This is a genomic window from Ruminococcus sp. (assembly GCF_017549005.1).
In the GTDB taxonomy this organism is placed as follows: domain Bacteria; phylum Bacillota; class Clostridia; order Oscillospirales; family Ruminococcaceae; genus Ruminococcus.
The window spans coordinates 20537-32162 of record NZ_JAFYYT010000041.1; the positions used below are offsets into that span (position 1 = coordinate 20537).

7 protein-coding genes are annotated in these 11626 nt (G+C 44.4%); 3 read left to right on the top strand and 4 right to left on the bottom strand.

Translation table 11 applies throughout. The features are described 5' to 3' along the window. Positions 1-229: 229 nt before the first annotated feature. From IKW96_RS10955 to IKW96_RS10965, 3 genes are all read left to right on the top strand, one after another. The gene (locus IKW96_RS10955) at positions 230-2590 is read left to right on the top strand and encodes an HD-GYP domain-containing protein (protein ID WP_296574543.1); all 2361 of its coding nucleotides are present in this window, start codon (positions 230-232) and stop codon (positions 2588-2590) included. Between the two features lie 23 nt (positions 2591-2613). Then, entirely contained in the window at positions 2614-3867 is a 1254-nt protein-coding gene (locus IKW96_RS10960; RefSeq protein ID WP_296574519.1) for a leucine-rich repeat protein, read from the top strand. A gap of 245 nt (positions 3868-4112) precedes the next feature. Further along, complete coding sequence (locus IKW96_RS10965) at positions 4113-7781, top strand: glycoside hydrolase family 9 protein (RefSeq protein WP_296574524.1); 3669 nt, start codon at positions 4113-4115, stop codon at positions 7779-7781. A gap of 66 nt (positions 7782-7847) precedes the next feature. Here the strand turns inward: IKW96_RS10965 and IKW96_RS10970 are convergent, their stop codons facing one another. The 4 genes from IKW96_RS10970 to IKW96_RS10985 all read right to left on the bottom strand — a co-directional run bounded on the left by IKW96_RS10970 (position 7848) and on the right by IKW96_RS10985 (position 10956). After that, the gene (locus IKW96_RS10970) at positions 7848-8372 is read right to left on the bottom strand and encodes a dockerin type I repeat-containing protein (RefSeq protein WP_296574527.1); all 525 of its coding nucleotides are present in this window, start codon (positions 8370-8372) and stop codon (positions 7848-7850) included. Between the two features lie 142 nt (positions 8373-8514). After that, positions 8515-10146: a recombinase family protein gene (locus IKW96_RS10975; RefSeq protein ID WP_296574530.1), complete on the bottom strand. Its 1632-nt coding sequence runs from the start codon at positions 10144-10146 to the stop codon at positions 8515-8517. Between the two features lie 89 nt (positions 10147-10235). Further along, the gene (locus tag IKW96_RS10980) at positions 10236-10454 is read right to left on the bottom strand and encodes a hypothetical protein (RefSeq protein ID WP_296574532.1); all 219 of its coding nucleotides are present in this window, start codon (positions 10452-10454) and stop codon (positions 10236-10238) included. Positions 10455-10602: 148 nt separating this feature from the next. Further along, positions 10603-10956, bottom strand: a complete 354-nt coding sequence (locus IKW96_RS10985) for a hypothetical protein (protein ID WP_296574534.1) — start codon at positions 10954-10956, stop codon at positions 10603-10605. Between the last annotated feature and the right edge of the window lie 670 nt (positions 10957-11626).

Sequence of the window (11626 nt, forward strand, 5' to 3'; positions counted from 1 at the left end):
AAACAGTAGGGGAGATTGAAGCAGTTTTATGCTGTCAGGAATGTAAATTTTTTTGCCGACCTATTGTAATTATGTATAAAATGTGCTATAATACACATATATCAAGTACACTCACAAAACTTTTGGTTATATTTGCACAAATATATACTTTCTGTTTTGCTGATGTAAAGGGGACATCTCATAAATGGAATCTATCATTGATGTATTGAAGGAATATCAATTGAATATAATGTTTGCACTCAGCCTTATATGCGGAATGCTTGCGTTTTTTGTATTGATAACCAAAATGCTGATACCGTCGCGAAAATACATACTGCTTTCATTGGAGCTTTGTGCGATGTTCATGCTCATATTTGACAGAATGGCTTATCTTTACAGGGGGAATACTACAGAACTGGGTTATTGGATGGTCAGGATAAGCAATTTTATGGCTTATGCGTTTATCATTGGCATTATTTGTTCATTTACGCTTTATCTTATGAACCTGTTCAAATATGACGGAGGCATTGAAAAAACGCCTTATCGCTTGAAACTGTCATGTTATGTGTGTGCTTTTGCATTCCTGATGCTTGTTGTGTCGCAGTTTACGGATTTTTACTATTATTTTGACGAGTTCAACCGTTATCACCGTGCAACAGGTTTCATGATATGCTACCTCTTTCCGCTGATAATACTGATACTTGATCTTTCCGTTATCATTGAGCACTACAACCGTATCGGAAAGCTCATGCGTTTTTCCATACTGCTTTTTTCGATAGTACCGCTGATAGCTTCGATAATACAGATATTCACATACGGTTTGTCCCTGACGAATATAACGCTTGTTGGACTTGTCGTTCTGCTTTATGTATTCGCGCTTATTGATATGAACGATATGATAGAAAGAGCAAATAAGCACGAGATAGAAGTCGTCCGTAAGGAACAGAAGAATATGCAGCTCCTCTTCAAGCAGACTGCTACTGCTCTTGCAAACGCCATAGACGCAAAGGACAAGTACACTCACGGACATTCCCGACGAGTTGCGGAATACTCTGTAAAGGTAGCTAAATTTGCCAAGAAGAACGAAAAAGAATGCGAAGAACTGTATTTTGCCGCACTGCTTCATGATGTGGGCAAAATAGGAATAAAGGACAGCATTATCAATAAGGAAGGAAAGCTTACCGACGAGGAGTACGGAGCTATCAAGACACACCCTGTTATAGGTATGCAGATACTTTCGAGTATCAGCCAGTCTCCCTATCTCAGCATAGGCGCTCATTATCACCATGAACGTTATGACGGCCACGGTTATCCTGCGGGACTGAAAGGGGAGGATATCCCTGATATTGCGCGTATAATCGCAGTTGCCGACGCATACGACGCCATGACTTCACGAAGAAGCTACCGTGACCCTATTCCGCAGCAGCTTGTCCGCGAGGAGTTCGTAAAGGGCATAGGAACACAGTTCGACCCTTACTACGCAAGGATAATGCTTCATCTTATTGACCTTGATTCCGAGTATACGATGAAGGAAAGCAAGGAAAAATGTACGGTGGAAAGCATTGAAACTCTTGTCTGTGAATCGTACAGGAGCACGTTCTCCGACGGTATACTTATCACAAATGATGTTATTCACATACATCTGTGCAGCTATATGAGCGATGAACGAAAGCAGGAAAATATCCCGAGCTTTGTGCTTTTTGACTCCCTTGACGCAAGGATGCACGATGACGAGCGCAAACGCAGGGATCTTCTGTATAACGAGTATGCAGTTATACGTTCTGACGGCAAGGTAATTCCTGTTGACGTAAGGAACTTTCAGATCAAGACAAACGAGACAGCAGGCGCTTCTGCCGAGTCAAAAGCTATGCTGCGCGGCGAGATAATAGGTTTTGATATTGAAGCTATGCGTTATAAGGATCATGTTCTTATCAGACTTTCAAACCGTTTCCGCTTCCATGAGATAATACTGGCTCTGCCCGACAGTACGAGATTTGCTTATCTTTCAATAACGGGCGAATACTGTGTTATTGAAGACGTGGATTTTTCAAAAACAGGGGAGACGATAGGTGAGGGCTATATACCGCGTATAGCTGAGGAAATATCATATATCAACGTTCCGCAAGGTGATATTCCGAATGTTCAGATCGACGGCTGGCGCTCGGATTCATCGGAGGGAATTGAATTAACAGACGGCATGAAACTGACATTCCATTCTGTCAGCCTGCCTACAGCACGTCTTGTATGGCATTGTCCCTTTGTTCTGCTGTATACTTCCGATGACGGGCAGGTCAGCGGAAATAACTATAGGGAACTTACAGTTGTCCGCCTTGACGGCGAGGGCTGGGAAGAGGACGACAACTCCGAAAACCGCGTTAACGTCAGCAAGCTTGACAGCTTTGTGGACTGGAATGACTGGAAAGCCAAAAACAAGGAGGGGCAGGACTGCGAGCTGTTGTTCCGTATAGATAAGGAACGCATAATCATAACCACGGAATACTGCGGATTGTCCATATGCTGTGTAACGACGGTCACTGACTCCGTTCCGAAGCTTTACACTGCACTTACGGGCGACCAGTGTGCAATAACGAATATTCACATAATTAGATAGTATTTATAAAGGAGGACACTATTATGAAAACGAGAAAAAAGGCTTTTATAGCCGCTTTATTGGTTATGGCAGCAACTGTTACATCTGGCGCTGCTCCGATAATGAGATCTCAAATATCACTGACAGCATTTGCTGATGAGACATATATAATGGGAAAGGACGGCGTTCTGACTTACTACAAGTACTCTGATCATATAGAGATTAACAAATGTGATATGTCGGCGACGTCGGCTGAAATTCCTGAAAAGATAGAAGGACTTCCTGTTACTGCCATACAGATGTATGCTTTTCAGATAAGCTCTGTAAAAAGCGTAAAGATACCGAATACTGTCAAGGAGATAGGGAACTGGGCGTTTAGTATGTGCAGCGATCTTACATCAATAACTATTCCCGACAGTGTGGAGAAAATTGGTATCCGTGCATTTGAGAACTGTTCTTCGCTTTCTGCTGTGGAATTTCCCGACCATCTTGTAGAGATAAACTCTGCGGCATTCAGCGGAACTCCCTGGCTTGAAGCAGAGCGAAAAAAGAGTGACCTTGTCATAGTCAACGGAGCTGTCATAGACGGACAGAAATGTGAGGGAAAGGTTGAGATACCATCAGATATAAAGTATGTTTCACCCAGTGCTTTTGCTCGCAATTCCAAGATAACCTCCGCTGTTTTCCCTGCAAGCGTTACAAAGCTGAGCGATAATACATTTTTCTACTGTGATAATCTGACTTCTGTTGAGCTCAAAGGAGTAACATTCATTGACAGTATGGCTCTCTGTGGCTGTCAGAAGCTTACAGAGTTAAAAATATCAGGAAAGCTTGAAAAAATCGACGGTTATGCATTTGCCGATACGACTTCGACTGCTACCATTACATTTTACGGCAGCAAGGAAGCGTGGGAAAAAGTCGATAAGCCTGCTAATGATACGTTCCTCAATAATGCGAAAATGATATTTGACGAGAACCACGTCGAGACCGAAACTACAACAACTACTACGACTACAACAACTACTACAACTACGACTACGACAACAACTTCATCCGGATTAAAGGTTACAAAGCCGGGCGACGCAAACTGTGACAATGACATCGATATGGCAGACGCAGTTCTTATAATGCAGTCACTCGCCAATCCGAACAAATACGGAATAGGCGGCACTGATGAAAAGGCTCTTACAGAGCAGGGAGCTTTAAACGGCGACGTCGATACAGATGTCAAGGGAATAACCTCAAATGACGCACTCAGGATACAGGAATTCCTTCTCGGAAAAGTCAAGAGCCTGTAAGTCTTTCTATAAAGGGGCTGAAATGAGCACTTTTTAAACGAAAAACCGTTTAATATCATAAAAGATACACTCAAAGTGGATAAAATGAATGCCGAGGTTTTACTGACCTCGGCATTTCAATTTTAAAATAACACATTTTTGTTCACGAATTATTGATATTTTTATTGCTATGTGCTATAATGTATGTATAGTTGATTTATTTAAATCGGCTGTAACGTTTTACGTGAAAAGAGGGAGGGTATTTCATGCAAAAACATTATAACAAGATCACTGCGGCAATACTGACGGCTGCAATGATCGCACCGACTGCTGTCAGTATCTCAGAGCCTCTGGGCGTTTCCGCTTATGAGCTCCTGGGAGAGACTACCTTTGACCATAAGATCATTCCGTGGCATACTGTAGAGGCAAGTCCTGCAAAGCAGTACTTTGTGCTTGACGACGGAACTGTACACATTTCTATCGTTGAACCGCGCGGCGCTGACTGTGAAATGTGGGATCTTCAGTTCAGGCACAGGAATCTCAACTTCAGAAAAGGTCATGAGTATAAGGTGAGCTTTAAAGTCAAAAGCAACAGGGACGGCTTCGAGCTTTACTCAAAGATAGGCAATATAAGAGGCGACGAGGATTACTTCGTGCTCGACGGATCTACAAATGATATGCATATGGGTCCTCATATGAACGGTTCGTGGCCGACGGCTGCTCGTCTTTCAACCGAATGGCATACTTATGAGGGTATATTCAAGCCGACTGCGGATATCGAGGCGGCAGATTGGACGTTCGAGTATGCAAAAGGCACGAAGTATCAGGGCAACGCGTGCGTGGGTGACGAGCTTTGGTTCGATGATATGTCGATACAGGATCTGACTGAGGAAATAACAGATCCGCCTGTCAGTACATACGGCTATACTAACCGCGGAAACAGCGGCCTTGAGAACAACTATATATCCGTCAATCAGCTCGGATATTATACTAATCTTGAAAAACACGCCACTCTTAGCGATAATTCAGGCGATTTTCTTTACGGTGCAAAAACTATAGAGCTTGAGGACAGGTATGATTTCGAGATCGTCAGCGTTGCAGATGGCAGTGTTTATTATACCGGTACAACAGCTCCCGTGACTAAGGACTTTGATTCGGGCGATAATATTTGCAGTATCGATTTCACAGGATTTGATGAGCCGGGTGAATACTACATACGTATCAAGGACAAGGAATGGAGATCGTTCCCGTTCAGGATAAGTAACGATATATACCAGGACTCCGAAAATGATATGCTCACAAATGCGCTCAACTATTTCTACCAGAACCGCGCAGGTGTCGATATTGATGAGAGATATATAACATCAGGCAAAAAAAGCAAACTTGCACATTCAAAAATGCGCAATGACGGTGTAGGATTGGTTCAGCAGATATGGACTAATTACTATATTACGAATTACGACGATGTTGCTAAAACGGCGGCTGCAAAGATCGACACAAGAGGCGGCTGGTACAGCGGCAGGGATTTTGAAAAGAAAATGACCGAAAACGGCATTTCTGTATGGACTCTTCAGAATATGTACGAGCGTGCTGTACGTTCGGAAGCAGGCGTGAAAAAGTTCAGTGACGGCTCGGGCACGGTAGTAATACCTGAAAACGGAAATGATTATCCCGATATCCTTGACGAATGCAGATACCAGCTTGAATTTATGTCGAAGATGAAAGTAAAGGATGATGATAAGGTATGGGGCGAATATGAGGGTATGTATTATCACAGCCTCCATGGCATCGGCTTTGATACAAACAGCCTTGACTATGATAACGAATACTATTCGTTCTACAGTGTTGAACCGCCGACCTTTGCGGCAACCCTGAATTATGCTGCCTGTGCGGCTCAGGGCGCAAGACTGTGGGCTCCCTATGATGCAGAATATGCAAAGCAGCTCTTTGAAAGCGCTAAGGAAGCGTATGATGCGTGCATAAAGTATTGGTATGATCATTCTCCGTTTGAAACGGGAAATAGCAAATCTCTGTATGAACCTGAAAATCAGTGGAAAGTAGGTTATATCTACGCAGGAGATGAGGTCCCCAGCGATAAATACTGGGCAGCCTGTGAGCTCTTTATCTCGGCAAAAGAGATGAACGATCCAGATGCTGAAAAATATTTATCAGAGCTTTCAGACTATGAAAGAGCATTTCAGGTTCAGACAAAGATAACAGGCGGCAAGAATTATGTAGGCGACGGTTCCTGTACTTTGTTCAACAGCGGAAATACCACGGCGGCAGGTTCCCTTTCGTTAATGCTGCATAAGGAGCTACTCACAGATGAACAGTCGAAAACGCTGAACAGTTCTGTACTTGCAGCAGCTGATTCTTTTATGATGACAGAATACAAGCAAGGATACGGTATTCCGTATTATTTTGACGGTCCCGGATATGGTCTGCCAAACGGTTTGACGTTTAATGTGCGCAGAAGCGGATTTGAGATGGACTCCAACGAGCGTGCTCTAAGTAATATGCTCGCTATGGCATATGCCTATGATATCACAAAGGATGTGGAATACCTTAACGGCGTTGCAAGAGGTATGGACTATCTCCTCGGAAATAATCCTATGGCTTATTCCTATATTACCGGATATGGTTCATATCATGCGAAAAATCCTTCCAACAGGTACTGGCAGTATGAAATCAACAGGACAATGCCTTCGGCGCCCGACGGCGTTCTTGTCAGCGGTCCTACAGCTGAGAGCATTGATGATTATTCACATGCTCTCGGAATCAATAATAATAAAAAGTTTGAATCTACCGAGAGATTCTATGCGGATTCGGTTGAGGCATGGTCCTCAAATGAGGCTTCGGTAAGCTGTAACGCTTCGCTTGCATGGGTGGTTTCATTCCTGCAGGACGAAGCTCCTGAGGCAAGGGTTGAAAAAGTTGTTTCGGGCGATCTGAACGGCGACGGCGCATTTAACGTATCAGACCTTGTTATCATGCAAAAGTGGTTGCTGGGGGCTGAAAATAAAAAGACAGGCAGCTGGAGAGCTGCTGACTTCTGCAAGGACAATAAGCTTGATGTATTTGATCTCGTCCTTATGAGAAAGGCGCTTCTTGAAGATAATTTAAGAAGATATGTTAAGCCGGATCAAAGTGTCGAGTACAAAGCAATGTTCTATATTCAGGCTGACGAGGTCAAATTATACCTGGGACCTGATGAAAGCTATGAGGTTGCTGCTGTTATTCCCAAAAATACGCACCTCCTGGAATACGGATATCAGGAAGGTAACAACGATTGGTTATTCACACAATACAACGGGCAGTTCGGCTGGATCAAAGTAGTTAGCGATGACGGCAGATCGAGATTGATATGGTATGAACCCGTGGCTGCAAAGCCTGTTATATACCTTTATCCCGAAGAGGCAACAGATGTTCATGTTGAGCTCAAAATGACTGAGTCGGAGCTTTCAACGACATATCCGAAGTATGACAACGGCTGGAACGTAACGGCGTATCCCGACGGAAAACTCGTTAACAAAGCGGACGGTTCAAATCACAGGTATCTTTTCTGGGACAGCGTAAACTGCCGCACACGTTTTGACTTCTCGAAAGGCTTCTGTGTGGCAGGCAGTGACACAGAGAGCTTTCTCAAGGAAAAGCTTGCTTATATGGGGCTTACCGAAGATGAGATGAATGAATTTATCGTTTACTGGCTGCCTTTAATGGAGCATAATGCGTATAATCTCATTTCCTTCCAGGGCGACGTTTATACCGAGTCTGCAAAGCTTGATATTACGCCGGCTCCTGACAGTATCTGCCGTATCTTCATGGCTTATGTTCCTCTTGATAACGCAGTCGAGACAGAACCTCAGCAGCTAAGTGCCTTTGAAAGAAAGGGATTTACAGTTGTTGAATGGGGCGGCTGCGAGATAAAGCAGTAGTATTACAGTCTGATGTGTAAAAAGGTCTCAGACGGCTTAAATAGCTGTCTGAGACCTTGTTTTTTACTATTTTACGGGGAGCGTTTCAATGAGTTTAAGGAGGTATTTCTGTATGGTAAGTGCGTCATTTGTGGTGAGGCCGTTATCTCCCTCAACGTCTGCATTTGCAGCTCCCTCATATGTGATATGCATACTGTCGGTACCGCTTGTACCGTATTTGTTTGGATTTGCAAGCGCCTGCATTATAAGGACTGCATCCGACATATCAACTTTTTTATCAAGATTGGCGTCTCCGGGGATTGTCTGTTTTTTTACAAGAAGCTGTGAGCCGGCTTCCTGTCCAGGAGCCTCAAGGCCAAGGGAGTCCGAAGCATAGTATGTATAGCCGTTTTCAGCGCAGTATTCCTTTACAGACTCGATCAGTTTGCTGTTTTTGGTGTATTCAAGCAGGTAAACGTCTTTGCCGTGGTCGCTGACCAGCTTGCAGTACTTTTGGAAATAATCTCTCTCTTCTGCGTCGTTTTCTGTGAACTTCTTGCCGTTATTCCAGTCGATAGCACTGAAAACGGACTCCTGATTAACAGCGTCCATAACAGGACTCAGATCGCTGTTTCTCCTGGCGTACTCCCTTACATAGGTGTCGCCGCCGTTGATTATGACATATGTGCCGTATTAGAGGAGCGCCGATAAAGAAGTATTTAAGATTTTAAGATGAGGTTGCGTAACCAAGCGGTTACGCAGCCTTTCTCTTTTTGTCATACTTCATGCTGTCAGCAACGGCAGTAGTTACGGCAACATCAAAACGATAATGAATCTCGATCTGCTGAGTGCGATGACCGCTATTCTTATCGGGAGCATGAACAACGATCTTCTCGATAAGCTCATGCATAATCTCAGGAGTAAGCTCCGTGATACGCTCATACTTCTGCACCACGCTGATGAATGCAGTCACATCGGCGGACTTCTGTTCGGCAGTTTCAATATAGGCAGTAAGCTCTGTAACGCTTGCCTTCAGTTTCTTCTGCTCGTCCTCATATCCTTCGGACATGACAGCAAATCGCTCATCGGAAATTTTCCCTGATACATTGTCCTCATAAAGCCTTGTAAACAGCCTGTCAAGCTCAATGATACGCTTTTCAGCCTGTTTCAGGGCTTTCTTTGCTTTTGTAAGCTCCGAGGACTGCTTCTGAACGGAATTGTCCATAGCCGCCTGCACAAACTCGTCCTCATGCTCCTTAACCCTGACAAGCAGTTTGTTCAGCTCGTTCAACACGATCTCATTTAGTACAACAGTTCTGATGAAGTGTGCGGAACAAGCGTCCTTGTCTGAGGAATATGTGGAACACTTCAAATGCTCCTGATCTGCGGTCAGACTTGTCGCACGGCACAGATACATCTTCTTTCCGCAGTCGGCACAGTAGACCATACCCGAAAATGGATTGACTTCCTCATGTTTGGTGGGACGGCGCTTGTTCTTGCGAAGCTCCTGCACCAAATCAAACTCCTGCTGAGTTACGATAGGCTCATGAGTGTTCTCAAAGATGAGCCATTCTTCCTGCGGATTTCTCACGGTCTTCTTGTTTTTGTAGGACTTCTTGTGTGTTCTGAAGTTGACCGTATGACCGATGTATTCGGGACGGTCAAGAATGTGACTGATGGTTTTTCCGCTCCAGCGGTGCAGCTTAGCGTTCTTGTGACCGTTATCCCTACCCTGTGACAGAGCGTAGGCTGTAGGAGTCGGGATACCTTCCTGTGTGAGAATGCGGGCAATCTGCGCCGGACCGTAGCCCTCAATACAGAGTTTGAATATCCTGCGGACAACGTCAGCAGCTTCATCATCAACGAGCCACAAATTTTTGTCAGCTTCGGACTTTTTATAGCCGTAAATCGGGAGAGATAAAGGCTTACCCGACTGCCCCTTAGCCTTGAAAACAGCCCTGATCTTCTTACTCGTATCACGGGCGTACCAGTCATTAAAAATGTTCTTGAAAGCCATCAGCTCATTTTCAGACTTTAAGGTATCCACGCCGTCATTGATAGCGATATAGCGGACGTCATGATCCGGAAAAATGATCTCGATGTATTCACCTGTTTTGAGATAATCACGACCAAGCCTTGAAAGGTCTTTGGTGATGACCGTTCCGACTTTTCCGTCCTCTATATCAGACATCATAGCCTTGAAGCCATCACGCTCAAACGTCGTACCGCTAACACCATCGTCCACATAAAACACGGGGTTTCTGAAACCATTATCCTCTGCATACTTCTTGAGGATAGCCTTCTGATTGGTGATACTGTTGCTCTCACCCTGTAACATATCGTCCTGCGAAAGACGACAATATAACGCTGTGATCTTGTCTGTCATAATTTACCTCTCTTTCCGACAGATACAGCAAGCTATGTTATCATTATAGCGCAATATACCGAAAACAGCAATGCGCCGAAATTCCAAAGTTACACAGCCTGCTTCTCAGGTTCTTGTCCGGATTCACCGAGGAGTTTTTCGCTCTCCCTGATAATAAGCCTTTTCAGAATATCTGAAAGGCTCTCCTTTGAAGCAGGGTTGAACACGGTTGTCACCGTGTAAGTGGTATGTCCGATTCTGTACTCGGACGTTGCGTTAAAAGTTGTTTCTGCCTTCTCTTTCTCTACGGAAGTAGTGTTTGTATTCATAGCGATCTTTCTCCTTTGCTTGTCTGTCTCTATGCATTTAGAGTGAGGGCATCGCTTTATCTCTCTTACCCTCATGATTGTTATCTTATGATAGCTGTGCGGAACGGCAGATGCCGTCCCATTGCATAGCTATTTTTATCGGATAGTTTTAATCCTCATAGGGATTCGCTTTATCCGTAAAGCTCATTTGCTGTCCGAAGTCAGCGGCGAGATCGGAGGTATTGCTTTTCTCATTCTCAGCTTTTCCGCCTCCGACCAGTTTCAGCAGTTCCTCATCGGACAGACCGCTTGCACGGAGTTTCTGCAACAGCGAATGCTCCGAGGTGATGATCTCATCAAGCTCACGGGGCTTGCAGTTGTACTCCTCCGCCATCGCCAGACGAGAAACTTCTTTCAGCTTGTCCTCCAGCGTTTTCTTTTTCGCAGTATCGCTTGCGATACGCTTTTCCAAACCTTTGATCTTCTCAATGAGCTGATCTCTCTTTTCTGTATAGATGCCCATAGAAAAATCACAACCTTTCTTTTTTTGTTCTCAGCAGACAGAGCCGAGTGACCGAAGCCCACCTGCCATGATCCAATTATAGCGCGCTCTACATTTGAAATACAAGCCGCATTGCGCACAAAGTTTTGTTCATACTTTGTCTACAAATGTCCGGGGAATTTTGCGATTCAAAAAACTGAAAGTACGCTATTTCGCCGTTTATGCTATCCGGTTATATTGACGAAGCGATTTTGAACGAACATAAAAAATCTGAAATTTATTATTGACGTGATCGGGAAAGTGCGCTATATTGATTATGGGGAGCGACGATATAGAGAAAGTCGCACAGTTCCAATTCTCGGAATCGAGAAAAAAAGACCGAGCTGAAATGCTCGGAAATGACATTCGCCCCACAGGGGCGAAACTCTACCAGCAAGCACGGTAAAGTGTGGGCGCAAAATGCGACTTCACACACTTCACAAGGCTTGGCAGAGGGCGCTGCCCCTACGACCCCGAATTGAGAAAAACAGAAAAGGAGAACAAAAGAAAATGAAAGATGAAAAGAAGCGTACATTGTACCTGAAAGTTCGTGTCAGCCCCGAAGAAATGGCGGCTATCAAGAAGAAGTTTGAGAACAGCGGTATGAGCAGTCTCAGTACATTTGTGAGAGCCATGATCTTCGAGGGTTACA